Raw genomic sequence first — 26,490 nt, forward strand, 5'->3', positions numbered from 1 at the left:
CCAATCATAAATTAAACTACTATAAAAAGAGTTCTTCTTTTACAGCCGCATTAAAACCACACTACTTTTTTGCTTCTCCGTTACAATTTGTAGATAATAAACGCCACTCGCCGACATTTGACTCGAGAAATCAAATTTTAAAGTGTTTGTCGGTTCAGTTAAGTTGATTTCGCCAGTAGTTAATTGAGCACCAGTGGTTGATTTAAGAATATACGTTATTTTACCTTCCCACGGTATTATTTGATTTACTTGAATATAGCCGTTGCTAGTAGGAGTAGGATATGCTGTTATATGCGCAAGAGCGCTAGAAGCTACGCTATTTATCATACTAAAAGGAATAATTAACGGGGTACCAGCCGTTCCTCCACCATTTGGTGCTGAGTAAGGGGTTGCGGTTAACGTATAATTCCCAGGAACAGGTACCCAGACGTTAGAACTGCTGCCAGAATCCCCGAATAAAGTATATGGCACTCTCGATTCAGTAGAATTCCATACTTGGGCACCGCTTAAGTTAAATACTACACTACCTACTGTTGTTGGATTAGTAATGGCCTGGATGTTTAGATTATCGGGTAAGTTGACCAGGTTCAAAACAAAATTATTCGTAATGGTACTTATTGGCTGATTAGAATCGGCATTTATTAAGTTAAAGCTAACTACTTGCTGCCCGGCTACCGCTGTAAATTGAGCTACAATAGTTTTATTACTGGTCATGCTTACCGGGAGCGGATTAGTAGTGCCGGCGGCATCATCGCTCCAACCGGTAAATTGAAAACCAGAGGCAGGAGTAGCGGTTAATGTAACTGTACTGCCACTAGTGTAGCTGGCCTGATTGGGGCTTTTTGTTACTGTACCGCTACCTATTGTAGTTACCGTTAAAGTATAAGTTGGAATAGGAGTAACAGTTATGGTAACTGCCTGCACATCCGCTAACATAGGCGAGCCGTTATCGGTTACCTGAACGAAAAATGTAAATGTTCCGGCTTGAGTAGGTGTCCAGCTAAATGCTCCGGTGGCCGAATGAATAGTAGCGCCTGCCGGAGCATTTACTAATGAATAAGTTTTAATCTGATTGGCATTGGCATCGGATGTTGTAGCTGTAAAACTTAAATTCTGACCAACGTTTATAGTTCGATTACTAATACCATTTAATTGCGGGGCAATATTTGTTTCTTTCTTGCGCAAAAGGGCTTCCAAATAGTAATAATCAGCATAAATTAAGGGTGCATCTATCTCACTATGAGCAGGTTTGTGGCCAGTACTGTGTAGTAAAATAAAGCCCCGATTTTCTCCTTTTGGTGAAGTATATAAATTAGCCAGACTGGTTACTATCTTATCTGCAGCAGCCCGGTAAGTACTTCCTTGAGAACTATATGTACTTAATTCGTAAAGAGCCGAAGCCATTATTGCGGCAGCCGAAGCATCGCGGGGTTCATTCGGAATAAGCGGCGCATCATAATCCCAATAAGGTACTAAATCGGTGGGTAAGCGGGGATGATTTAAAATGAAAGAGGCAATTCTCTGCGCATGAATTAAGTAAATGGGGTTTTTAGTTTCGCGGTAGCACATAGTGTAGCCGTACAATCCCCAGGCTTGCCCCCGCGCCCAGGCTGATTGATCGCTATAACCTTGATGGGTGTTTTTCTGGCGGACTTGCCCGGTCACAGGGTCGTAATCGACAACGTGCCAGGAACTGTAATCGGCCCGGAAGTGGTTTTTAAGCGTTGTAGCAGCATGACTATCCGCAATGCGATAGAAAGTAGAGTCTCCGGTTAAACGGGTAGCGGCAAATAGTAATTCCAGGTTCATCAGGTTATCAATGATAACCGGAAAAGGCCATTTATTGGAAGAATCCCAGGATTGTATACAGCCTACCTTTGGGTTAAAGCGAGTAGCTAATGATTTTGCCGCCTGAATAATAACATTGCGATACGAGGCCGATTGGGTTAAACGATAGCCCGCTCCATAACTGCTGTAAATTTTAAAACCTACATCGTGGGTTTCGGTATTAAATTGCTCCGGCGCCAGCAGCGAAGTAAAAGATTGAGCTTGGGTTAACCAATAAGGATCCTGTGTATATTCATACAAAAACCATAAATTACCCGGAAAAAAGCCGCTGGTCCAGTCTTTGGCCGGAATAAGTTTTAGTTCGTTGGTAGAGGTAAGAGAACGAGGTAACAATAAGTCGGGCTGGGTGGGAGTTTGAGCCTGTCCTACTTCCTGTATAATAAGTTTAGTTTGATTTTGCGCATGTGTAATAGCCTGAGTTATATCTATCTGCGCCTTAGCGGTTACCGACGAAATAAAAAATAACAAAAACCAGGTAAGCTTGTAATTCATAGCTTTAAAATAGTGATTGGAAGAATAGCGGTAAGTATTAATTCAGACAAGTTTTGTCCTTTTTACAAAACCATATATGGTCTTATAACAAAGTTCGGAGAATAAGTAAATACATCGGGTTTTAAATCAATTTAGCTAAGAATTACTTGTACTTACCAAGTGTTTGGTATATAGCAAAAATACAATTAAATATTTAAATCTAAACTTCTTGGCTCTTAAAGAAATTTAAACCAAATTTTGGGTTATTAGTTCCTTGTTATCAACTTCTAACCAGATAACTTCACTTGAATATTTAAAAATATTCTTTGTTAAGAATACGGCAATATTATAAAAAAAGAAAAATTAGTTGGTAATAGTGAGCTGATTACACAAATATTTGAAAAAAAGGTATAAAAGTTGTTACTTACAGCATTACCCATAAATAATGTAACTACTTAATTAACTTACTGGTATATACTATTAACTTGTTGACTGATTCTCAGGGGAGTACTAGTGATTTCACCTTTTGGTTAAGCAAAAACCAACTATTTAGGGTCTGGTTATAGTAAAAAAAATAAATTGAATACCTCCATACACGTAAAAATTAAAATGAAAAAAGTGACCAATTATTTTAAGACTGCTGCTTTAGCCGCAGTGCTATTAGCTTCGTCGGCGGCTTACGCGGCAACTGGCGCACCGGTACAAGGCTCGGCTAACTTAAAAGGTAAGGCCCTGATGGATAAAAGTGATTGTAATGCCTGCCATCAGTTAGAAGTAAAAGTAGTAGGCCCTGCTTTTAAGGATATTGCTAAAAAATATAAAACTGATAAAACTGCCTTAAACAAGCTATCTGATAAAATTATTAAAGGTGGCGCTGGTAGCTGGGGTGATATTCCAATGGCTCCGCACCCACAAATTTCTAAAGCTGATGCTACAGAAATGGTTAAATATATTTTGTCGTTAGCACCAGCGGGAACAACCGGTAAACCTGCAGCCAAGAAAAGCTAATTAATGCTTTAAGCCCAACAAAAAGGCCGGTGACCATACGTTACCGGCCTTTTTATTTTTAATCACTATATTATTTACTCAAACACTACCATATTTACTCAAACACTACCATCGTTTTAATGGAATAATTGTTTGCCGATTTGAGCAGTTCAAGTAATCTTAATTTTTGGTATTGAGAATAAAAAAATGGCGCTCATTTAGTGCAGACACGATTACTGAATGTTAATTTTTTAATGTTTTGGTTTCTAGTGGCCTATACAAAAGCAAAATCTTTAAAAAATATTGATAATCCTGGTCTTATTAAACAACTTTGGCGTATCTGGATTAGTAAGTTGCGCCGGAAAAGCAATCTATCCAGAATGCTAATTGCCAAAAAGCGAAACAACGAAAAGCTACTATGAAAAAAGAAGTCTTTGGTAAAACCCCAGAAGGTACGGAAGTAAATCTGTATACTCTTACCAACCAAAATGGTATAACCGTGCAAATTATTAATTACGGTGCTATTATTACCTCCATTATTACTCCTGATAGAAATGGGCAAGCTGGCGATGTAGTATTAGGTTTCGATAATTTAAAAGATTACCTGGCGGAGCACCCTTATTTTGGGGCAGTTGCAGGACGATGCGCTAACCGGATTGCCAAAGGTAAATTTACCTTAAATGGTAAAGAATATACTTTAGCCATAAACAATGGTCCTAATCATTTACACGGCGGTTTAAAAGGGTTTGATAAGAAAGTGTGGGAAGCAACAGAAATACCTACGCAAAATGCTTTAAAGCTAACATACACCAGTAAAGACGGGGAAGAAGGTTATCCGGGCAATTTAACGGTTTCCGTTACGTATACTCTTACCAACGAAAACGAATTAAAGATTGATTACGAAGCTACTACGGATAAAGCTACTCCAATTAACTTAACCAATCATAGTTATTTTAATTTAGCTGCGGGCCAGGCCGAAGATGTTCTAAACCACGAGGTAGTAATTTATGCTGACCGGTATACCATTGTAGATGAAGATTTAATTCCTACCGGTGAGTTACCTTTAGTAGCAGGTACAGCCATGGATTTTTCTGTACCACATACCATTGGTTCCCGTATTTCTCAGGTAGCGGGCAATGGTTACGATCATAATTATGTGCTCAATAATAGCCAAAACGGAAAGTTAGGATTGGCTGCTGTTGTTCATGAACCTCAAACAGATCGGGTAATGGAGGTGTATACCACGCAGCCTGGCGTACAATTTTATTCTGGTAATTTCTTGAATGGCTCGTTAACCGGCAAAGGTCATGTTTATAAAAAACATTACGGTTTTTGCCTGGAAACACAACACTTCCCCGATTCGCCTAACCAACCTGAGTTTCCTTCTGCTATTCTAAACCCAGGTGAAACCTTTCAACAATCTACTATTTATAAATTTTCGGTACAAAAGAACAACCTGAAATAATGACCTTAAGCAAGCTTGTTGAAGATTTTTACCGACTTAACTCCATTATAGAATTATTAAAAATAAAGCTATGATCCAAGATATTGTTGCCAGATTTAAAGAACTCTATGGTTCTCAACCCGTGGTAGTACGCTCACCGGGCCGGGTAAATTTAATTGGCGAGCATACCGATTATAACAACGGCTTTGTATTGCCTGCTGCTATTAATAAAGAAATATATTTTGCTGTAGCGCCTAATAATACAAATACCTTCCGGGTATATTCTTTCGACTTAAACGAACAAGCAGAATTCAGCCTGGATCAGGTTAAGAAATCAGATATTAATTGGGCGAATTACTTGCTGGGTGTAATTGCGCAAATACAAAAAGCCGGGCACCAACTACCGGGGTTTGATGTAGTATTTGGCGGCAATATCCCAATAGGGGCAGGCATGTCTTCGTCGGCGGCCATCGAGTGCGGGCTTGGTTATGCTTTAAACCACATTTTTAACCTGAGCATAGAAAAGCTTGATTTAGTAAAAATGGGACAGAAAGCTGAACATGAGTTTGCCGGAGTAATGAGTGGCATCATGGATCAGTTTGCGAACACTTTCGGAAAGAAGAACCATGTAGTAAAACTCGATTGCCGATCGTTGGACTATCAATATTATCCTTTCGAGATTTCTGATTACCGTATTGTGCTCTGCGATACCCAGGTAAAACATTCCCTGGCTTCATCAGAATACAACACGCGGCGTCAGGAATGCGAAGCAGGCGTAGAGTTGTTGCAAAAGTATTACCCCGAGGTGCAAAGTTTACGTGATGCTACCGAAGAAATGCTGGCCGCCCACGAGCAAGAATTTGATCCGATTATCTATAAACGCTGCCGCTATGTGGTACAGGAAGACAATCGGGTGGAAGCTGCTTGCCACGATTTAGAAAAAAACGATTTAGTTGCTTTTGGGCAAAAAATGTATGCTTCGCATCAAGGCTTGCAACACGATTACGAAGTAAGCTGCCCCGAGCTCGATTTTTTAGCTGATTTAGCCCGTCAGGATGAAGCCGTATTAGGCGCCCGGATGATGGGCGGAGGCTTTGGTGGTTGTACCATTAATTTAGTAAAATTAAGTGGCCTGGATGCATTCACTCAAAAAATGGCAGAAGCATACCAGCAACAATTTAACATTACCTTAAAAACTTACGTTGCCGAAATTGTAGATGGTACGGGTTTAGTTGAATAGTTGAAGGGCTACTAGGTTGCATATTACAAGTTGCAGGTTGCAAGTTTGAGGGTTAAAAGTATTAAAAGCTCCCCTCCTTGGCTAAGGAGGGGCTAGGGGTGGTTGATCAAGCCAGTTGAATAGGCAAGAACGCATCCAAAAACAACTAATTGCCCAAAAACTGGAGTGATTCAACTTCAGCTAAGACTAAGGCTAGCAACTAAATCAAATAGAAAAGAACGCTTCTCTGCTAGCGGTTTTGAACGGGATGAAGAGAGAACAAAACTTTTAAAAAATTAAATATTAAAATGCCACAATCTGAGAATAAAAAGTATTTGAATAAATGAAGGAGTATTAATGGAAAGCACCGCTCCGTTTACCACCCCCAACCCCTCCTAAAACAAGAGGGGAGCATTCTTTACATTTACCAGGTAGCATTTACCAATTCAATTACTTAACAAAACCTCTGTGGTCTTTGGACCGTGGACTATCAACTATAGAACTATGGCTTTTGATTTAGCAGAACATCCGCACCGAAGATACAATGCCTTAACTGGCGATTGGGTACTGGTATCACCGCACCGGGCTAAAAGGCCGTGGCAAGGACAACAGGAAGAAGTAGAAAAGGAAACCCGCCCCGAGTACGATCCTACCTGTTATTTATGCCCCGGCAACGAACGGGCAGGAGGCCAGCAAAATCCACCTTATACCGAAACGTTTGTGTTTAATAATGATTTCGGAGCCTTGCAGGAAAGTACACCTGCCGGAGGTTTCGAGAAAGGTGGCCTGCTGCAAGCCGAAAGTGAACGGGGTATTTGTAAGGTAATCTGCTTTTCTCCGCGCCATGATCTTACCTTGCCCGATATGGAAGTGGCAGATATCCGGAAAGTAGTTGATTTATGGCAGCGCGAGTATGAAGAACTGAGTAAGCTCGATTTTATTAATTACGTGCAGATTTTCGAAAACAAAGGCATTATCATGGGCTGTAGCAATCCGCACCCGCATGGGCAAATCTGGGCGCAAAGTTCTATACCAGTGGAGCCAGCCAAAGAGTTATTGCAACAGCAAAATTACTTTACAAAAAATAACCGCAGTCTGCTGAGTGATTACCTGGCCATTGAGTTAGAAGAAAAGAAGCGCATTGTAGTAGAAAATGAACACTTTGTGGTATTAGTACCTTTCTGGGCGGTGTGGCCCTTCGAAACTATGATTGTGAGTAGAAGGCTCTTTGGCAGTTTAAGTCAGATTACCGAAGCCGAAAAAGATGCTTTTGCTGATAGTATTAAAAAGTTAACAGTAATTTACGATAAAGTTTTCAACATATCGTTCCCGTACTCAGCGGGTATTCATCAAGCCCCAACTGATGGTCAGGAACATCCGGGTTGGCATTTTCACATGCATTTTTACCCACCGCTACTGCGCTCGGCTACTATTAAAAAATTTATGGTGGGTTACGAAATGCTCGGCAATCCGCAACGCGATATTACTCCGGAAACCGCCGCCGACCGCTTACGGGGTTTAGTGTAGGTAAAACGATTTACTGGAGAGACTGCCAGAAGATATAAGCCCGTTTTTGTGTCTTCTGGCAGTTTTTTATATAAGCTGTTAAATTTATTGAGTTAAGTAAAAGGAGCAACAATTAGAGTTCCTGAAAAGCAGTAGCAAATTTCAAAAAATCAACCACCTTAACTCCTCCTTCCCCAAGGCAGAGAACTCTTTTACAATTACCAGTTACCAAGTGCCATTTACCAAGTTTTATTTACAACTTGTAACCTGTAACTTTTCAACTTTCAACCCTAATCAATTAAAACCGTCCGCTTCTCGGCATTGCTTTGCTGGGCTAACTCAATGAGTTGGATACCTAAAGCAGCTTCTTCGGGTTTTACTTGCAGTTCTTTCCCTAATCGAATAGCCTCGTAAACGTTTTGGTAAAAAGCCGGGTAGGAGCCGGGCAAAGTTTCAATGGTGCCGGTAAAGTGCAGTCCGTTTAGCTGGGTATTGAGTTTTCCCCAATCAGCAACTGGTTCTTGTCCCCAGTTTGGACTGGTTAGGGTTTGCCCCGCCTTTAGAGCTTCTTCCTGTGGGTCGATGCCGTATTTATGAAAAGACCCTTCCGTGCCGTTTAAAATATAACGCGGACCGGGTTCGCGCACCAAATAGCTGGATTTTATGCTTGCTACCAGTTCCGGATAATGTAAGGTAATGTCGTAATAATCATCAATCTTGCCGCCGGGCCGTTGGGTGCCCAGATGCGCGGTTATGGCTTGCGGTTTGCCGAATAATACCAAAGCCTGGTCCATCATGTGCGAGCCCAGGTTATACAATAAACCGGAGCCAGGACCAGTCTCTTCTTTCCAGGTATTGGCTTCTATGTAATTTCGGAAACGGTCATAATGCGCCTCGTAATACACCGGTTTGCCCAAAAGCTTTTGCGTTACTACTTGATGGATAGTCCGGAAATCGCCGTCCCAGCGCCGGTTCTGAAAAACCGTTAAAATGCAATTTTGCTCTTTGGATAGGTTAATCAATTCGTTGGCCTCCTGAGTAGTAACGGTAAAAGGTTTTTCCATTACCACGTGTTTACCCGCCCGTAAAGCCTGTTTTCCCATTTCAAAATGCAAGGCATTGGGTGTATTAATTACAACCAGTTCAACGCTGTCGTCCTGAATAAGAGCTTGAAAATCTTTTACTACTGCTACTTCCGGATAGCGACTCTTCGACTTCTCGCTGCTGCGTTCCAATACTTTGGTAAGTTTAAAATGCGGGTTAGTAGCCAGCAAAGGAGCATGAAAAACCATACCAGACATACCATAAGAAGCTAAGCCCACCGTGATTGGCGCGTTTTGAGAAGAATTCATATTTTGCTAAGAATAGTTTTACCGGAAAATTCAAATATACAAGCAATGCCAGAGGAAGCAATGGATTGTAAAGGTTTCTTGAAAATTGGGTTCTAAAATTATATTGTATACAGCAAATTTGCAGTAGAGAGTACAAACTGCTGAAAGATGTATAAAGGCTAAACCCGGTAAGTTGTAAAGCTTACCGGGTTTAACTAAATTTAAAAATCCTGATACCTGTGTCTTGTTACCTGTGTCTAGTACGCCCGGGCAAAATGTACACGTCGGGCAGATGGTTTACCGGTTAAAATGCAAGTTCCTTCTTCTGGTTCAGCATTTAAAGCAATGCACCGGATGGTGGCTTTAGTTTCTTCTTTAATGCGCTCTTCGGTTTCAGGAGTACCGTCCCAATGAGCTAACACAAAGCCGCCTTTGGTATCGAGTACTTTTTTGAATTCGTCGTAGGTGTCTACTTTAGTAATATTCTCGGCCCTAAACTGATAAGCTTTCTGGTAAATACTTTCCTGAATGTCGTTTAGTAAATCCGCCACCTGTGCATCCAGGTTGTCGAGCGGTAATGTAGTTTTTGTCTTAGTATCCCGGCGGGCAACTTCGGCAACGCCATTTTCTAAGTCGCGCATACCAATTGCAATCCGAACGGGTACCCCTTGTAACTCGTATTCGGCAAATTTCCATCCGGGTTTCTGCGTATCGCGGGCATCAAATTTCACGGATATGCCCCGGGCTTCTAAAGCTTGTTTAATTTGTTTGGCTTTTTCTGAGATTTGAGATAATTGGGTTTCGTTGAAAAATACCGGTACAATTACTACTTGCGTAGGAGCAAGTAAGGGAGGCAATACCAAGCCCTCATCGTCGGAGTGCGCCATAATTAAAGCACCCATCAAACGGGTACTTACCCCCCACGAAGTTCCCCAAACGTATTCTAAACCTCCTTCTTTAGTAGCAAATTTTACATCAAAAGCTTTTGCAAAATTTTGTCCCAGGAAGTGTGAAGTTCCGGCCTGTAAGGCTTTGCCGTCCTGCATTAAGGCTTCGATGCAATAAGTTTCCAAAGCACCAGCAAAACGTTCGTTAGGACTTTTTATACCTCTTACTACCGGTACTGCCATGTATTTTTCAGCAAATTCGGCGTATACTTCCAGCATTTGTTCGGTTTCAGCAATGGCTTCTTCAGCAGTGGCATGGGCTGTATGACCTTCCTGCCACAGGAATTCAGAAGTACGTAAAAATAACCGGGTACGCATTTCCCAGCGAACTACGTTGGCCCATTGGTTTATTAATAATGGTAGGTCTCGGTAAGATTGAATCCAGCCTTTATACGTGTTCCAGATAACCGTTTCGGAAGTAGGGCGCACAATCAATTCTTCTTCCAGTTTCGCCTCCGGATCAACAATTACTCCGCTACCATCCTCCGCATTTTTTAAGCGGTAATGCGTAATTACCGCGCACTCTTTCGCAAAACCTTCTACGTGGCTGGCTTCCTTGCTGAAGAAAGATTTAGGAATAAACAAGGGAAAATAAGCGTTAGTATGTCCCGTTTTTTTGAACATGTCATCCAGGATGCGCTGCATCTTTTCCCAAATGGCATAACCGTAAGGTTTAATTACCATGCATCCCCGCACTGGTGAATTCTCAGCCAGGCCAGCACGTTTGACTAACTCATTGTACCACAGGGAATAATCTTCGCTTCTTTTCGGTAAGCTTTTGCTCATTTTTTTGTAATTTTCTGTATATTTGTATTGGAAAATTCTTAGTTATTTGGTACGGGATTTGACTAATAAAATAATATATCAAATCTGCTCAAAATTACGTTAAATTATAATAAAGCCAACCTCTTAGAAGTGGTTGCTAAAATTTTATCTTTCAAGAGTTATCGTTATAAGGCCATGAAATACGCAAAAAAAATATCTTTGGTACCCTTAGTAGCCCTCCTTCTGGCAGGCTGTAGCGGTCCTGCTGCCATTACGTCATCTACAGAAACGGATGATTTGTATTATGCTTCGACGGATAAGACAGTTTATGCCAGTAAACAAACGGTTACAACTTCGGAAAATATAGCTAGCAATAATTCTGATGCCAATGCCGACGAAGTAGCTAATCCGGAGTATTCTGGTACTACTAAAAATAACAGCAATAGTGATTCGTACAGCGATTACGATTACTACTCCGATGATTATACGTATGCTTCGCGTATCCGGCGGTTTAATAGTCCTTACCGGGGTATGTCTTACTACGATTTTGCTTATACTGATCCGTATTGGTATGGTTCCAGTTTTTACGCTTACAATCCATTTTACGATCCGTTCTCTTATTCACCAGGCTTCTACCGTCCAGGTTTCTACACTGGCTTGTCTTTAAACTTAGGCTGGGGTAATTCATTTTATTCGCCATTCTATGGTTATAATAACTTCTATAACCCTTATGGATTTGGTGGAGGTCTTTTCTCTGGCTATCGCAATGGTTATTCTAATGGATTTTACAACGGTTTCTATAATGGTTATTACGCTAATGGTGGTAACTATGATCGTTATCCTAATTACCGGTCCCGGAATTATGGTCCGCGTTCAGAGCGGAGTGTAGTGCCAACTGATCGGAATAACGGAGGCCGGATAGTTCCTAATACTGGTGGTAATCGGGTAATTGATAACCCAGGTGGTCGGCCAGCACGTATTGTTAGTGGTGGTGGGGCAATTTCTCCTAATACGAATACGGGTGGGGTAAGAACTCCCGATGCAAATGTTACTCCGAATCGTTCGGTGCGTGGTGCCCGTGTAGTAAGCCCAACAGATGCAGGTATGGTGGTTAGTCCTAACAATGGCCAGCCTGCCCGGGTTAACACTAGTCCTAATAATACCGATTTAGGATACCGTCCGTCTACTCGTCCGGTACGTCGTTTTGAAGGTACTATTTCCAATAACAATGGTGCTCCTACTCCGCCTAGTTTCCCGGCAGAAGTTCAACGTCAAAACAACAACCGGCCACAACGGGTGATTGAATCACAGCCCCGGACTTTTGAAACCCCGCGTTATGAAGCACCACGGCGTGAGCAACGTACTTACGAGATATCTTCGCCACAACGTAATGACTCCTGGAGCCAGCCTAGCCGCTCTTCTTCTTTTCCATCAAACAATGGAGGTAACAGCGGTGGAAGTAGTGGCGGTGGCCGACCTAGAAGAAATTAATTTCCTTTAGACTTACACATGAAAACATATAAATTATTGGTAGCCAGCTTAGTAGTTTTAAGCTGGACAGGGAAGGTATCGGCTCAAAATGAGGTCGATGCCCTCCGATATTCCCGCCAGGATTTTGGCGGTTCTGCCCGAATTCAGGGTATTGCTGGTGCCCAAACGGCTCTGGGCGCCGATATTTCTACCTTATCTACTAACCCGGCAGGTTTAGGATTATATCGCCGTTCTGAATTTTCTTTTACACCCGGCATTAGCTTATCTGGTACCGAAAGCAGCTTAAATGGCCGCAGCAGTTTAACAGACCAGCGTAATATTATTAATATTCCGAGTTTAGGAATAGTATTTACTAAACGCAAATCAGATTCGGAGGAGAGTGATTGGCGCTCGGGTGCTTTTGGAGTTGGCTTAACCCGCCTGAACAATTTTCAAAATCGATACAGTTACGCCGGGCCAGTTGACCAAACTCAATCTTTGGTGCAATCGTTAGGTGAAACGGCTATTGCCAATAATCGCACTGAAGCAAATTTAGACCAGGAGTACGATGACGGTATTTATTCTTTAGAAGGTTTAGGTTATGCAACGTATCTGATTGGCGTGAATAAAATCCCTACTGAACCCAATAATCCAAATTCGCCTTTACGGGAAGAAATATACGTTGAATCACAGGGGAATGTAACTCAAAGCGAAACGGTGAGCAGCAAAGGAGCTCAAAACCAATGGGATTTTGCCTATGGTGCCAGCTACCGCGATAAACTTTACTTAGGGGCTTCAGTAGGTCTTACTACCCTGCGCTATAATCAGAAGCGGATTTACCGCGAAGTGGATGCCGATTCGCAAACCGATTTTCAGGATTTAACCTTAACCGACGAATTTACTACTACTGGTTCAGGCGTTAACTTAAAGGTTGGAGTTATTGTGCGACCAATTGATGCTGTTCGCATTGGGGTATCTGTACAGACACCCACATTTTATACTCTGCGCGACCAGTATACTACTTCTATGTCATCAACTTTTGGTGGTACTACTCCGGGTAACTATGATTTGGCAATGACACCCGGCGATTATGAATATAATTTAATTACTCCCATGCGGGCGAATGGAGGCGTTGCCTATTTTGCGGGTAAGTATGGCTTTATATCGGCTGATGTAGAATACGTAAACTACGGAGGCGCTCGCTTTGACAGCAATGATGGCGGTGATTCGTTTTCGGATAAGAATGATGTAATTAAAAATACGTATCAGTCTACGCTTAATTTCCGGGTAGGAGGGGAGTATCGCTACAACATTTTCCGGTTACGGGCTGGTTATGCCTTATACGGCGACCCTTATAAAAACAGCGATTACGACCGTGATAAAAGATACATCACTGCCGGCGTAGGTATTAAACAAGAAAGCCATTTTTTTGATTTAGCAATAGTAAACGCAAGGTATAATAGTGTGTATTCACCTTATTCTTTAATAGATAATTTGCAACCTGTAGTTAGTACTAAAAACACAACTAACAGTGTATTATTTACAGTTGGCTTTAATTTCTAAGAAAGATTAAAATAATAAAAAAGCGAGCTCTGGTTTGAACGAGGGTTCGCTTTTTTATTGAATAATACGCTCAATTAAATTAACTATTTAGGTTTAAAGCATCTTACTAAGAGCAACACTCAGAATCAACTTGATGAAAGCAAATTAGTAAAATTTACTTTTCCACTTTTACATCAATTGCTAGAGAATCAAGCGTTCTATAAACTTTATTTATTCGCAGTAAACCTATCTTGTTTAATGTGGTTTTGTAAGCTAGAACCTGTCCATCTTTTAAATTTTCAAATTTGTTGGCGCCAAGCGTAGCCGGGTAGCTATTTCTTATTTCCCCGGCATTATCAATTGCATCAAAATCATTGGGTGTTAATGCAGTTAATGCCAAAGAATCGCTGCCCATTAAACTTAAACTTGGTTTTTGTGTCCCTGTATTATTAAATAATAAATCAATTTGCTTGTTAACCTCGGGCTGTTTTGCCGCATAAGCCGGAAAAGAGGTGCCGGTTGCAGAAGAAAAACCAATACAACCCAACGAGTCTAAAAAAGTTCTCGGATTCTTAACACGACTTAATAGTACATCCTTGTAAGTGTAATATCTGGAATCAGCTTTGTTTACGGTAGTAGTAGTTTTTATGCTTATTACTCGTTGATAAGTATTGTTATTACTATCTGTTATAATAAATTTCCAGATTTCTTTATTAGCCAAATTGCGTGGGGTGTAAGCTACTTGCATCGCAAAATTTTTAGTATCTGGAGCTAAAGTAGAATCAAGATAAATTACTGGAGGTTGTTTATCTAAACTATCATGGTTAAAAGTTACCAGAAATTTAGTTAAGCTTACATTACTAGTAGGGGATTGGGCAAATACGCCCGTAATTACTGGCGTACCACCCGATACGTTACGATTCTCTGATACATAATTCTGTCCGGTACTAGATACTAATTGTAAAACAGAAGGAGTTTCCGGCTCGTTATTACAGGCAGTAACTAAAACAATAAAGAGTAATAGAAAAATTGGGGCAAACGCAGAATTAATTTTTTTTATCATGTAAGTTCCAGGCAAAATATATGTTCTTAGAACGAATCAAAATTACTCATTCTGTATATGATTTGATACTAACCTTTATTATAATTTAAAATTTGGTGCAGCGTTTTGTTATAGCTATCCCGTAGGTTCGGGTAATTTCCGCCAAAATAGGTACCTTTACTTTTGCAATTCTTTACTATCTTATGCGTATACTTTTTTTTAAAAAATCTCTCTTTTTACTTCTTATTTGTCTATTCTCGGGGGCTGTTCATGCTCAGCAAAGACAAAAAATTACTTTAGAAGATATCTGGCAAAAAAATACGTTTGCGGCTAATACGGTGAGTGGCGTAGATTGGGCGAAAGATGGGCGTTACTATACCTCTATGGGGGCTAACAATCAAAGCAATGCTACCGATCTTATTCGTTATAATGTTACTACGGGCCAACCGGTAGCTACGGTAGTAGCTGGGAAGGATTTAAAAGTGGCAAATAGCGCAAAACCCATCGACTTTGAAGAATATACTTTTAGCGCCGACGAGCAGAAGATACTTTTCGCCACCGAAACCGAACCTATCTACCGGCATTCTTCGCGCTCCGAGTATTATGTGTACGACGTAAAAACCAAAACCCTCCGGCCTTTAAGCACTAAAGGAAAACAAATGTTCGCTACCTTTTCGCCGGATGGTAGCCGTGTAGCGTTTGTGCGCGATAATAACTTGTTTTATGTGGATTTAGCCAGCAATCAGGAAAAGCAAATTACTACTGACGGCGAGCGCAATAAAATTATAAACGGCGGCACCGATTGGGTATACGAAGAAGAATTTAGTTTTGCCAAAGCCTTTTTCTGGTCGCCAGATGGGGCTAAAATTGCTTTTTACACCTTCGACGAAAGCCAGGTAAAACAATATACTTTGCAGATGTGGGGACCTTTGTACCCGCAGGATTATACTTTTAAATACCCGAAAGCCGGCGAAGCTAATTCAATAGTAACTATCTCGGTAGTGGATTTAAGTACAAATAAAACCACCCGCCAGGATATTGGTACCGAAACCGATATTTACATTCCGCGTATCGGCTGGACCGAAACCAAAGATTTGCTTTGGATTCAGCGCATGAACCGCCTGCAAAACACTTTGGAAATACTGCATTCCAACGTAAATACCGGTATAACTACCGTAGCATTACGCCTCACCGACAAAGCCTACATCGAAATTACCGACGATTTAAAATATTTAAAAAACGGGAAGCAGTTTATTATTTCCAGTGACAAAGATGGCTACAATCATTTGTATTTGTATGATATGCAAGGCAAACAACAGCAGCAACTTACCAAAGGAAACTGGGATATAACCGATGTAGTAGGTATCGACGAAAAACAAGGTTTGGTGTATTATATAGCTGCCGAAGTATCGCCGATGGAAAAGCAACTGTACAGCGTAAACCTGAAGGGCGGCAACAAAAAACGCTTAACTGAAGCCAAAGGCACGCACCGGATCAGCATGAGTCCGGATTTTACGTATTACCTCGATTATCAAAGCACTGCCAATACGCCACCATTAGTAAGTTTGCACGCTGCTCCGAGCGGGAAACTGGTGAAAAACCTGGAAGAAAATACCCAACTGAATGCCACTTTAAAACAGTTTGATCTGTCGCCGTTGCAATTTATCTCGTTTAACACCAGCGAAAACGTGAAACTGAATGCGTATGTAATTAAGCCCAGCAATTTTGATCAATCTAAAAAATATCCGGTATTGATGTTTGTGTACGGTGGTCCGGGTAGTCAGCAGGTGCTCGATGCGTGGAACAGCGGCAATTATTTCTGGTTTCAGATGCTGGCGCAGCAAGGCTACATTGTGGCCTGTGTAGATAACCGGGGAACCGGCGGACGTGGAGCGGCTTTCCGGAAAATTACTTATGCCAACCTAGGCCACTACGAAACCATTGACCAGATAGAAGGCGCCAAATATTTTGGGAGTCTGCCTTACGTAGATAAAAGCCGGATTGGCATCTGGGGCTGGAGCTTCGGGGGTTACATGTCGTCGCTGGCCTTAACCAAAGGAGCCGATTACTTTAAAACCGCTATTGCCGTAGCTCCCGTTACTAACTGGCGTTACTACGATAATATTTACACCGAGCGTTATTTAAAACGGCCACAGGAAAATGCCGCTGGTTACGACGAAAATTCACCGGTTACGTACGCAGATAAGTTAAAAGGCAAGTACTTACTTGTTCACGGTACCGGCGACGATAACGTGCACTTTCAAAATGCTATTGCCATGGAGGATGCTTTAATTAAAGCCAACAAGCAGTTCGATTCGTTCTATTACCCTAACCGCAACCATGGCATTTCTGGCGGCAATACCCGCCTGCATTTATATACCATGATGACCGATTTTTTGCTGAAGTACTTGTAAGAGAAACCGGTAGATTTTAAATTTTAAGTCCATTTAGTAAACTGAAAGCCATTCCGGAAACAATTACAAGTTTGTTTCCGGAATGGCTTTTCTATTTTGTAAGAAAAATACAACGGAGTACTCCGGATTTAAACATTATCTTTTTAGAGTATTACTGTTATTGACTCAGTTCTTTTTTCTAAAAGAATGATTTTTACTATGGCACGGAAGTTACTTCCGTGTCTTTCCGCTTAATTCCGGCAATGTAGTAGGTTCATAATGGCGTTTGCTAATGCATTACGGTTAGTCGTGAGGCAAGGCACGGAAGTAACTTCCGCGCCATATATGCAGGACGTTTAGCAATTCGGAGTGGCGCAGCCACATTCCGCAACGGATTGAGGAAAGATTTGCTAAACCGCCCGAAAAATCAAACCAGCCCCGCCGACTATGAGGTAAACTCAGCCGTATTAAATAAGATGAAATCTAAACCTGGAGACGGAAATCGGCTACAAGTAAGTACAAATAAGATGAAAATTTAAAAAAATATAACTCCAAATTCGGATCTTATCTTTACGGCATTTTATAACCAACTACCCCAGATTATTTTTTAAAATATAATGATTGCTCCGGCATTGAAAAGCTACAAAAATTTAGTAATTCTCCTGATAGTATTCGGGATTATTTACGGGCTTATTTCGCTGGTAAATCATTATAACTTCCGCACATATGCGTTAGATTTGGGTTTAGTAAACCATGCGATTTACGATTACGCGCACTTCCGGGTAAATTACTCCACATTGTTAGTGGATGCCGCTCCTATGAATTTTCTGGGATCGCATTTTACCTTATTACCCGTGCTGTTTTCGCCTTTGTACTGGCTGCTGGGTTCCTACACTTTATTAGTCGTGCAAATTGCGGCCGTTTTGTTTGGGGGAGTGGGTATTTACGCTTATTGCCGGCATCGTTCTACAGGCCTGACTATTCCGTTGTTAATTACGGCTCAGTTTTTTTTCATGTGGGGAATTTACTCGGCGCTAGCTTTTGATTATCACGATAATATGGTAGGCGCCATGTTTCTGCCCTGGTTCTTCCATTACTTTGATCAGAAAAAGTATTGGTTGGCGACAGTGTTTTTCGGATTACTGGTTATCAGTAAAGAAAACATGGCTTTGTGGGGTGTTTTTATTGCGGTGGCTTGCCTGGGTAAATATTTCTCTGATAAATCTGCCCGAAAGGTGGCGTTAAGTTTAGCCATTTTTACTCTCTTTTATTTTATGATGGTCACTTCGGTAATTATGCCGCAGTTAAACACTACCCACCACCAGTTTGCGCAGTTAATCCGGTACCAGCATTTAGGGAATTCGTTTGGCTCTATTATCCAGTATTTATGGGAGCACCCGGGAGTCATATTTTCGCACTTATTTTTAAATACTACCGGTAATCCTAAGTTCAATTATATTAAAGCCGAGTTATATGGCATGATTTTACTTTCCGGTGGCATCTCTTTCTTTTTTCGGCCCTGGTATTTGTTTTTATTACTGCCGATTTTCGCCCAGAAACTGTTAACCCACGATTTTACTTTGTGGGGCATTAACTACCAGTATTCGATTGAGTTTGCCCCGGTATTGGCCTTGGCTACTTTCGAAGCTTCTACTAAGTTTACGTCAGTTTTTCAAAAGAGATACTTAGTTGCCTTTCTAGTACTTACGTTAGCAGCTACTAGCGTTACTTTAGTAAAACGAAAATCGAAATGGTTTATAAAACCGATGGTGCAATTCCAGCGGCGCATGCATTACCGTTCACTTTTCGACCGGGAGAAACTCCATGCGATGTTGCAACTAATTCCCGGTCAGGTTCCCGTAAGTGCTTCCTCTTGTTTAACTCCCCGCTTAGTAGAACGAGAAAAATTGTATCATTTCCCGGTAATCCGCGATGCCGCGTATATTGCCCTGGTTAAAACAACCGAAGAAGGAACCTACCCGCTTTCTCCCGTAGCTTACAACCAGAAGATAATCCAACTCCGGCAAAACTTAAATTTTAAAATAATCTACGAAGACGAGCAAGCAATTTTGTTTCAGAAAAGAAAGATGTAGCGCAGTTTCTAATTAAATCAGAGGAGCTGACTCAAGCCTTATGGATTTAGAAATTTAGTTTTCTTCTGCTTCAATATATATAGCATTTATCCTCCCCATATCCCCTCCAAAGGGGGACTTTTCTTCTGCTGATGAAATCTAAAGGTTCATGTTACTAATTCATCAATTAACAAATTTGAAAATTTCCAAAAGTTAGAATGACAAACATCAACCGTAGCGAAGCGTTACTGATACCAGTTTGGCTGTGGAGGGCCTTCTAAGGTTCCGGTTTTGCGCAGCAGAATTCCGCAGACGGAGTCGAGGAAAGGAAGCTTAGACCGCCCGAAAGAGCCAAACGAGGCCCGCCGGCCATGAGGCAAACGCAGCCCTGTCAAACACGATAGCACCAAATCCTGGAGCCTGGAACAGATTCTAAGTAATACCAGTAGAGAAGTAATTTTTAAAATATCTGGAGCTACAAATTCCCCGTTCTACCCCCATCAACCGGAATATTAATGCCGTTAATATAACCCGCTGCCGGACTAGCCAAAAAAGCCGCTGCCGCCGCCACTTCTGCGGAACTGCCGAAACGTTTGGCCGGAATACTAGCCAGCATTTCATTTTCTATTTGCTCGATGGTTTGTCCAGTTTTCGCCGCTTTGGCTTGGATAAGCGACGTGTGCCGGCCCGTAACGGTAGCACCAGGTAACACATTATTTACGGTAATCCCAAATTGGGCTAACTCCAACGAAAGGGTTTTTGCCCAGTTAGCCACGGCACCCCGAATGGTATTAGAAACTCCTAAGCCTGGTAAGGGCTGTTTTACCGAGGTAGAAATAATATTGATAATGCGGCCATACTGGGCTTGTTTCATGAGCGGTACCACGGCTTGCACCAGAATATGGTTGCAGATTAAATGATTGCTAAATGCTTTTTTAAACTCCTCTAGACCGGCATCTATAATCGGTCCACCACTAGGGCCACCGGTATTATTTACTAAAATATGCACCGCCAGTTTGGTGACCACATAGGCTTTAATTTTGGTAGTCAAATCATCCGGATTCGAAAAATCAGCGCAAATATAATAGTGTTGCTGACCAGCAGTTTGGTCTAGTTCCTGCAAAGTTTCTTGTAATTTTTCTTCATTGCGGGCTATCAGAGTTACCGAAGCGCCCATTTGGGCCAGTTCTACCGCAATGGCTTTGCCAATGCCTTGCGTGCTGCCGCACACAATCGCTTGTTTTTGACTTAAGTTTAAATCCATGGCCGGTTATACGGTAAATTTTTAAAATTTGATAGTTATGCCGTAACGGAAAGGTAGGTTTTTACGGTAGCTGCTTCTGGGTTTTGCGCGTCCGGGCCGTACACATCAAAATCAGCGGTGTATTTTCGGGTTTGGGCGTTTTGCCAGATATAATGCCAGGTTTGCCCCACACAATCAGGTAATTTCCCTTGCGAGGTATATATCTGGTAATTAGCCGCCGGAATAGTTATACCGGTCAACCCGTCCGGAATATTAGTAAGTGAAGGCACTTTACAGCCTAAAACCGTAGTGTAAGGACCTGTATAGTCACTCTCGTATTCGGTGTAGACGCAATAAAGATCATTATTTACTTTATCTGGGATTTGGCTTATTACGTTTTGGCTGAAAAAACGGCTCCAGAGCGCACCAATATCTACCTGGGCCTGACCGTTTGCGTTAGTTGTTCTAACCGAAATACCCACTATATAAAATTCATCTTGAGCCGAAGTTTCAAATTGCATGTACCCGTTTTTTTAATTTTTTGATTTTTATAGAAGCATCAAACTGGTTCAAAGCTCTTTATTTTTTGGATATCCTCCTACAGTAGTTCTCATTTAGTATAGATTTAACTGCACTAGTTATGTAAGTGGGTTGCTAATATGTAAATTGTATAGTTTAAAAGCGACTCTTATCTTAGTTGTAAATTACTTAAAGCTGATTTTTTCGTAGATTACCCGCAGCGAATACATAATAACGATTAATACTTATGATCAGACCGTTGAATTTTCGTACCTGGATTGATGAGCACCGCCATTTATTAAAACCACCGGTAGGCAATGCCCAGGTTTTCCGGGATAATAAAGATTTTATTGTAATGGTAGTGGGTGGTCCCAATGCCCGTAAAGATTACCACTACAACGAAGGCGAAGAGTTTTTTTACCAACTCGAAGGCGATATTGTATTAAAAGTAATTGAAGACGGCAAACCCGTAGATATTCCTATTCGGGAAGGCGAAATATTTTTATTGCCGGGCGGTACACCGCACTCACCGCGTAGGCCGGCCAATACAGTTGGTTTAGTAATGGAACGATATCGTCGCGAAGGCGAACAGGATGGTTTCTTGTGGTTCTGCGAAAATTGCGGTAACAAGCTCTACGAAGAGTATTTAGTAGTTACGGATATTGTGCAGCAGTTACCGGTAGTAATGAATAATTTCTTTGCTAATGAAGAGCACCGGACCTGTAAAAACTGCGGCACTGTTATGGAACCGCCGGTTAAAAAGTAGCAGGTTTCAGGTAGTAAGTAGCTTGTAGCAGGACAAAAGTGTCAGGGCTTTTATGCCAAAAACCATCAGGTGTAATTATTGTTATGAAAAGCAGGTACAATGGTTATTGTCCGGGTATTTCTATCCAGATACCTTTGTCCTGATACTTATATCTAAATAAAATGAAAGTTGAATTAAAGCGCGTAGATAATGCCTTCCATTTTGAGGCAGTAGGAGCAGCGGGCGTACCCGTAAATATAGATGCTAACCCCGAAGTTGGGGGAAACAATGCCGGTGCCCGCCCTATGGAAATGATTCTGATGGGTTTAGGTGGTTGTAGCGCCATTGATATTACCCTGATTTTAAAAAAACAAAAGCAGGAAATTACGGATTTTCGCATTCACATTGACGGCGACCGGGAACCCAACGCCACGCCTGCGGTTTTCACCAACATCCGCATTCATTATGCTTTGTCGGGGAACCTGGATGAGCAAAAAGTAAAACGCGCCATTGATTTATCGATGGATAAATACTGCTCCGTTACAGCTATTTTAAATAAAACGGCTCAGATTTCGTATACCTTCTCGATTAACGCGGTTTCGGTAGAAGTTTAGTAAATATAAATTTATCGTAGGAACGCGCAGCGGCGTGTTCCTACGTAAGATGGTAAATTTCTTAAGATAATTTCGTTTCGTCGCGGCCAGCCCGGTTGCTGGTATTACCAGTATTTGGGTTAGCAATAGAGTCGCGCATATCGGTATCGGCTTGGATGTTGCGCATTTTGTAGTAATCCATAATGCCTAAATTGCCTGACCGGAAAGCTTCGGCCATAGCTTTTGGAATTTCGGCTTCGGCCTGCACTACCAAGGCTTTGGCCTCCTGGGTACGGGCGCGCATTTCCTGTTCTACCGCTACGGCCATGGCGCGGCGTTCCTCAGCGCGGGCCTCGGCTACTTTTAAATCAGCGTTAGCCTGGTCAATTTGTAATTTGGCGCCAATGTTTTCCCCAATGTCTACGTCGGCAATATCAATCGATAGAATTTCGTAAGCCGTACCAGCATCCAGGCCTTTTTGTAAAACTAATTTGGAGATTTTATCGGGGTTTTCGAGTACTTCTTTGTGCGATAAAGACGAACCAATGGAAGTTACAATACCTTCGCCTACCCGGGCCAGAATGGTTTCTTCGCCGGCACCACCTACTAACTGCGCAATATTGGCCCGTACGGTAACGCGCGCTTTGGCAATTAACTGAATGCCGTCCTGGGCTACGGCGGCTACGTTAGGCGTATTAATCACTTTGGGGTTTACCGAAGTGGTTACGGCTTCAAATACATCCCGACCAGCTAAATCAATAGCAGTAGCTTGTTTAAAAGTAAGCGGTATGTTGGCTTTATCTGCAGATATTAATGCTTTGATAACGGTAGGCACGTTGCCACCCGCCAGGTAGTGCGTTTCCAGTTCGCTGGCAGTAATTTGTAAACCGGCCTTGGTAGCAGTAATCAGGGAGTTTACAATCAGGCTGGGAGATACTTTCCGGATGCGCATAAAAACCAATTCAAATAAATTAACCTTTACGCCCGAAAATAACGCTGTAATCCAGAGGTTAATGGGTACGAAATATAAGAAAACCAATAGTAAGATAAAGCCACCAGCAAGAAGAAGTAAAGGCGATAATTCCATGAGTTGAGGTTTAGTTGTTTGATGAAGCCCGATTTTTAAAATCGAAAGAAAGTTGTTTTGGCTTCATCTTATAAAGTTTAAAAAAAGTAAAATCTGATTGAATAAAGGCGATGAATTTCTAGTTAATTAATTGAATTCTTATAAGTTAAAAATTTAAAAAGTGTTGTGTTTAGCGTCTAGATACTAGTGTCTAACACTTAGCTTACCGGCTTTACAATTACTTTATGATGATTGATGCGGGTGATAATAATGGTTGTATCCGGATCCAGAAACTCGCCATTTGTGTGTACTTCGTAGGGTTGATCGTGGAACATAGCGGTACCCGATGGCCGGAGCGCCGATAACGCCCGACCCATATCGCCTTCCTGTAGTTGCGGCTTTACATTGTCGTTTACCCGGCTGTGGTTTACATCTTTCAAAGCAAACTTCGACCAGACATCAGCTTTAAAACTAAAAACTACAATAGCAATGCTTAATACCAGGGCAATGCTCAAAATAATATGGCCATTAGCCATTCCCATTTTATCGTAACCCAGCCAAACCCCGACCGCTAACACCAGAAAACCCAGAATCCCGATCAGCGTGGTGCCCGGTAAAAAAATTAACTCTACCAGCAAAAGCACCAAGCCAATAAAGACCAGAATTAATACCGTAATTAAGTCCATATTTTTAAATTTTAGTGCAAAGAATAAATAGCTTTCTTTAAAATTATTAAAGGCTACTGCTTAAAGATACACCTTTTAGCTGGTTATTTTTTGAAAACTTTTATCTAAATCTGGTTATGACGCCGTTCTGATTCCCAGCAAAAACAGTTGATTTAGGATTAAGCTTGGTGGCTTACGGTAGAAAGGTTACTTTTGCCGCTCGAAATTTTTAATCCTGGTATCATGGATGTATTTGGCGAAGCGCTGCGCGATTTTTACACCGACAATTTTACCCAAAAGTTAATACTTCACACCAGCTACGGCGAGCCGGAAGACATGCCGCTGGATATTTTTTTTCGGGATGAAGAAGAAATGTCGGAAGTAGAGCTCGAAGCGTTAAGCTGCTGCTACGGCAATGTGCTGGATATTGGAGCCGGCGTGGGCAGCCACGCACTGGCATTACAGGAGTTAGAATTAGATGTAACAGCTTTGGAAATATCGCCCTTAGCCGCCGAAATCATGCAGCAACGGGGCGTAGCAAAAATTATCAACCAGGATATTTTTACTTATTCCGGTGATACCTACGATACATTGCTTTTGCTCATGAACGGCATTGGTTTAGTAGGTGATATTGCCGGACTGCGCCAATTTCTGCAACACGCCAAAAAGTTAATTAACCCCAATGGCCAACTGGTTTTTGATTCTTCGGATATTACTTATTTGTACGAAGGGAATTTACCCGATGGAGAAAAGTACTACGGCGAAATTGCGTACCAATACGAATACCGCCAGGTAAAAGGCGAATGGTTTAAGTGGTTATACATCGATCAGGATACCTTAGCCGAAATAGCCGGTGAAGAAGGCTGGCTTACTATTATTCAGTACGAAGACGAACAGGACCAGTACTTAGCCCGTTTGATTTTAGCTTAAATAAAGCTAGCTGCCATTTTTTTTATTTAAAGTTAACACCTTCGATAAAATTCCCCTTAAATAGTCTTCTGGTCATTATTTCTCTTCTTACAACAGGTTAAACTACCCGAAATAATAGGTAATAATACGTTTATTAATGATTTATTAATAAATAAGCGTTAACTTTGTATTAATTACAACGTAATAGCTTTTGTATTATAAATTATTTATTATAAATACTATTTAGTAAAATATTTTACAATAAACATTTGTTTTTGGAATGAAAATTGTTAACCAAAAGCTAGTAACAAACACGAATACCATTTTAATTTAATTTTTTTAGTATGATTTCTCTTAGTTTACCCTCCAGCTTTCCGGTTTCGAAGAAAGTACACCGATGGGCGGTAAGTACTTTATTTTTTCTGCAAGGCTTGTGCTTTGCCAGCTGGGCTTCCCGGATTCCGACTATTCAAGAAAAACTTGGTTTAACCGAAAGCCAATTAGGCGCTGTTTTATTAGCTATTCCCATTGGTTCCATGATTTCGTTGCCCATAACGGGCTGGCTAGTGGCTAAATTTGGCAGTAAAAAAGTAGTTACTCTGGGTGTATTTTTATACAGTTTAACCTTAATTACATTGGGCATGGCCCAAAATACTTTTCAGTTAATCAGCTATTTGTTGTTGTTCGGCTTTGGCGGTAATTTTTTAAATATTGGGGTAAATACCCAAGCTGTTGGGGTAGAATCGATGTACAAAAAGCCGATTATGGGTATGTTTCATGGGATGTGGAGTTTAGCCGGTTTTTCCGGAGCAGCTCTGGGTACCCTGATGATTGGGGAAGGGATTTTACCAGTACAACACTTTATGGCAGTTACTATTTTTGTAGTATTAGCAGCTTTAGTAAGTACCCGGTTTACCATTGCCGAAGATCCGAACCGCCAGGCCGACCAGCCGATTTTTGCTAAACCCGATAAATCTTTGCTGATGCTGGGCGTTATTGCTTTTTGTTCTATGATTTGCGAAGGAGCCATGTTCGACTGGAGCGGCGTTTATTTTCAGAAAGTAGTGCAGGCCGACAAAGCCTGGGTAGGGGCCGGTTATACCGCTTTTATGGCAACCATGGCTTCCGGCCGGTTTGTAGCCGATTGGTTCACCAGTAAATTCGGATTGAAACGTACTTTGCAACTGAGCGGGGTACTAATTGCTACTGGTTTATTATTGGCTGTGCTTTTACCTAATTTAATTACCGCTATGGCTGGCTTTTTACTGGTAGGCGCTGGAGTATCGTCGATCATACCTTTGGTGTACAGCGCGGCTGGTAAATCACAAGTATTATCGCCTGGTGTTGCTTTAGCAGCAGTTTCTACCATTGGCTTTTTAGGTTTTTTAATGGGGCCTCCTATCATTGGTTTAGTAGCTGGCGCCACCAGTTTACGCGTATCTTTCTTTATTATTGCCATTATGGGATTATGCGTATCCTTTTTCGCAACCCGGGCTAAATTAGCCTAAGCGCAAAGATTCAAATTTTTTCAATACCTGTAAATCCAGATAGTACGCGTACTGTCTGGATTTTTTATTTATTAATGATTAATCTTTAATGGCATTTTCCTGATGTTCTGCTAGGTAGAGATTAGTACATAAGTGATGTTTTCTTTGGAGCCTTTACAAGTCTCCATGTAGTGGTGCTATCTAACTCGAACGAGCTAAGTTTGCC

The 26,490-nt window shown here is 41.4% G+C and carries 21 protein-coding genes and 1 pseudogene; 12 read left to right on the forward strand and 10 right to left on the reverse strand.

Annotation, left to right across the window (positions count from 1 at the left end; genetic code table 11):
• Window positions 1-39: 39 nt before the first annotated feature.
• Complete coding sequence (locus HUW48_RS01365) at window positions 40-2,340, reverse strand: InlB B-repeat-containing protein (protein ID WP_182413968.1); 2,301 nt, start codon at window positions 2,338-2,340, stop codon at window positions 40-42.
• A gap of 588 nt (window positions 2,341-2,928) precedes the next feature.
• On the opposite strand from HUW48_RS01365, the gene HUW48_RS01370 reads away from it, so the two are divergent.
• The 4 genes from HUW48_RS01370 (at window position 2,929) to HUW48_RS01385 (ending at window position 7,496) form a co-directional block, all read left to right on the forward strand.
• Window positions 2,929-3,327 carry a c-type cytochrome gene (locus tag HUW48_RS01370; protein WP_182413969.1) on the forward strand — a complete coding sequence of 133 codons (399 nt, stop codon included), beginning with the start codon at window positions 2,929-2,931 and terminating at the stop codon, window positions 3,325-3,327.
• 397 nt (window positions 3,328-3,724) lie between these two features.
• Window positions 3,725-4,771: an aldose epimerase family protein gene (locus HUW48_RS01375; protein ID WP_182413970.1), complete on the forward strand. Its 1,047-nt coding sequence runs from the start codon at window positions 3,725-3,727 to the stop codon at window positions 4,769-4,771.
• Window positions 4,772-4,841: 70 nt separating this feature from the next.
• Entirely contained in the window at window positions 4,842-5,990 is a 1,149-nt protein-coding gene (locus HUW48_RS01380) for a galactokinase (protein WP_182413971.1), read from the forward strand.
• A gap of 483 nt (window positions 5,991-6,473) precedes the next feature.
• Window positions 6,474-7,496 (forward strand): UDP-glucose--hexose-1-phosphate uridylyltransferase, encoded by a 1,023-nt coding sequence (locus HUW48_RS01385; RefSeq protein WP_182413972.1) that lies wholly within the window; start codon window positions 6,474-6,476, stop codon window positions 7,494-7,496.
• A gap of 269 nt (window positions 7,497-7,765) precedes the next feature.
• Here HUW48_RS01385 and HUW48_RS01390 read toward each other — a convergent pair whose 3' ends face one another.
• Both HUW48_RS01390 and proS read right to left on the reverse strand, forming a co-directional pair.
• Window positions 7,766-8,827 (reverse strand): oxidoreductase, encoded by a 1,062-nt coding sequence (locus HUW48_RS01390; protein ID WP_182413973.1) that lies wholly within the window; start codon window positions 8,825-8,827, stop codon window positions 7,766-7,768.
• 236 nt (window positions 8,828-9,063) lie between these two features.
• Window positions 9,064-10,539, reverse strand: a complete 1,476-nt coding sequence (gene proS / locus HUW48_RS01395) for a proline--tRNA ligase (protein WP_182413974.1) — start codon at window positions 10,537-10,539, stop codon at window positions 9,064-9,066.
• A 174-nt stretch (window positions 10,540-10,713) separates the two neighbouring features.
• Here proS and HUW48_RS01400 point away from each other — a divergent pair, with 174 nt between their 5' ends.
• A complete protein-coding gene (locus HUW48_RS01400; RefSeq protein ID WP_182413975.1) occupies window positions 10,714-12,009 on the forward strand; it encodes a hypothetical protein in 1,296 nt (431 codons plus the stop codon).
• Window positions 12,010-12,027: 18 nt separating this feature from the next.
• Complete coding sequence (locus HUW48_RS01405) at window positions 12,028-13,551, forward strand: OmpP1/FadL family transporter (protein ID WP_182413976.1); 1,524 nt, start codon at window positions 12,028-12,030, stop codon at window positions 13,549-13,551.
• 154 nt (window positions 13,552-13,705) lie between these two features.
• Here HUW48_RS01405 and HUW48_RS01410 read toward each other — a convergent pair whose 3' ends face one another.
• Window positions 13,706-14,593: a hypothetical protein gene (locus HUW48_RS01410; protein ID WP_182413977.1), complete on the reverse strand. Its 888-nt coding sequence runs from the start codon at window positions 14,591-14,593 to the stop codon at window positions 13,706-13,708.
• A 182-nt stretch (window positions 14,594-14,775) separates the two neighbouring features.
• Here HUW48_RS01410 and HUW48_RS01415 point away from each other — a divergent pair, with 182 nt between their 5' ends.
• A complete protein-coding gene (locus HUW48_RS01415; protein WP_182413978.1) occupies window positions 14,776-16,986 on the forward strand; it encodes a S9 family peptidase in 2,211 nt (736 codons plus the stop codon).
• A gap of 596 nt (window positions 16,987-17,582) precedes the next feature.
• Window positions 17,583-19,058, forward strand: coding sequence for a DUF2079 domain-containing protein (locus tag HUW48_RS01420; protein ID WP_182413979.1), 1,476 nt, complete (start codon window positions 17,583-17,585; stop codon window positions 19,056-19,058).
• A 224-nt stretch (window positions 19,059-19,282) separates the two neighbouring features.
• Here HUW48_RS01420 and HUW48_RS01425 read toward each other — a convergent pair whose 3' ends face one another.
• From HUW48_RS01425 to HUW48_RS01435, 3 genes are all read right to left on the reverse strand, one after another.
• Window positions 19,283-19,432 carry a hypothetical protein gene (locus HUW48_RS01425; RefSeq protein ID WP_182413980.1) on the reverse strand — a complete coding sequence of 50 codons (150 nt, stop codon included), beginning with the start codon at window positions 19,430-19,432 and terminating at the stop codon, window positions 19,283-19,285.
• A gap of 80 nt (window positions 19,433-19,512) precedes the next feature.
• Complete coding sequence (locus HUW48_RS01430) at window positions 19,513-20,301, reverse strand: SDR family oxidoreductase (protein WP_182413981.1); 789 nt, start codon at window positions 20,299-20,301, stop codon at window positions 19,513-19,515.
• A 35-nt stretch (window positions 20,302-20,336) separates the two neighbouring features.
• A complete protein-coding gene (locus HUW48_RS01435; RefSeq protein WP_182413982.1) occupies window positions 20,337-20,801 on the reverse strand; it encodes a GyrI-like domain-containing protein in 465 nt (154 codons plus the stop codon).
• Window positions 20,802-21,046: 245 nt separating this feature from the next.
• Between HUW48_RS01435 and HUW48_RS01440 the strand changes: the two genes are divergently transcribed.
• Window positions 21,047-21,565, forward strand: coding sequence for a 3-hydroxyanthranilate 3,4-dioxygenase (locus HUW48_RS01440; protein WP_394368441.1), 519 nt, complete (start codon window positions 21,047-21,049; stop codon window positions 21,563-21,565).
• A 161-nt stretch (window positions 21,566-21,726) separates the two neighbouring features.
• Window positions 21,727-22,158 carry an OsmC family protein gene (locus tag HUW48_RS01445; RefSeq protein WP_182413983.1) on the forward strand — a complete coding sequence of 144 codons (432 nt, stop codon included), beginning with the start codon at window positions 21,727-21,729 and terminating at the stop codon, window positions 22,156-22,158.
• A gap of 61 nt (window positions 22,159-22,219) precedes the next feature.
• Here the strand turns inward: HUW48_RS01445 and floA are convergent, their stop codons facing one another.
• The 3 genes and pseudogenes from floA to HUW48_RS27665 all read right to left on the reverse strand — a co-directional run.
• Window positions 22,220-23,224 carry a flotillin-like protein FloA gene (floA, locus tag HUW48_RS01450; RefSeq protein ID WP_182413984.1) on the reverse strand — a complete coding sequence of 335 codons (1,005 nt, stop codon included), beginning with the start codon at window positions 23,222-23,224 and terminating at the stop codon, window positions 22,220-22,222.
• Between the two features lie 197 nt (window positions 23,225-23,421).
• Window positions 23,422-23,580 carry an NfeD family protein gene (locus HUW48_RS27660; RefSeq protein WP_449500947.1) on the reverse strand — a complete coding sequence of 53 codons (159 nt, stop codon included), beginning with the start codon at window positions 23,578-23,580 and terminating at the stop codon, window positions 23,422-23,424.
• Between the two features lie 102 nt (window positions 23,581-23,682).
• Window positions 23,683-23,901, reverse strand: a pseudogene (locus HUW48_RS27665) (hypothetical protein); the annotation flags it as partial.
• A 180-nt stretch (window positions 23,902-24,081) separates the two neighbouring features.
• On the opposite strand from HUW48_RS27665, the gene HUW48_RS01460 reads away from it, so the two are divergent.
• Both HUW48_RS01460 and HUW48_RS01465 read left to right on the forward strand, forming a co-directional pair.
• Complete coding sequence (locus HUW48_RS01460; RefSeq protein WP_246343643.1) at window positions 24,082-24,798, forward strand: class I SAM-dependent methyltransferase; 717 nt, start codon at window positions 24,082-24,084, stop codon at window positions 24,796-24,798.
• A 323-nt stretch (window positions 24,799-25,121) separates the two neighbouring features.
• On the forward strand, window positions 25,122-26,285 hold the full coding sequence (locus tag HUW48_RS01465) for an MFS transporter (RefSeq protein WP_182413986.1): 1,164 nt from the start codon (window positions 25,122-25,124) through the stop codon (window positions 26,283-26,285).
• Window positions 26,286-26,490 lie beyond the last annotated feature (205 nt).

The organism is Adhaeribacter radiodurans, from assembly GCF_014075995.1.
GTDB classification, from domain to species: domain Bacteria; phylum Bacteroidota; class Bacteroidia; order Cytophagales; family Hymenobacteraceae; genus Adhaeribacter; species Adhaeribacter radiodurans.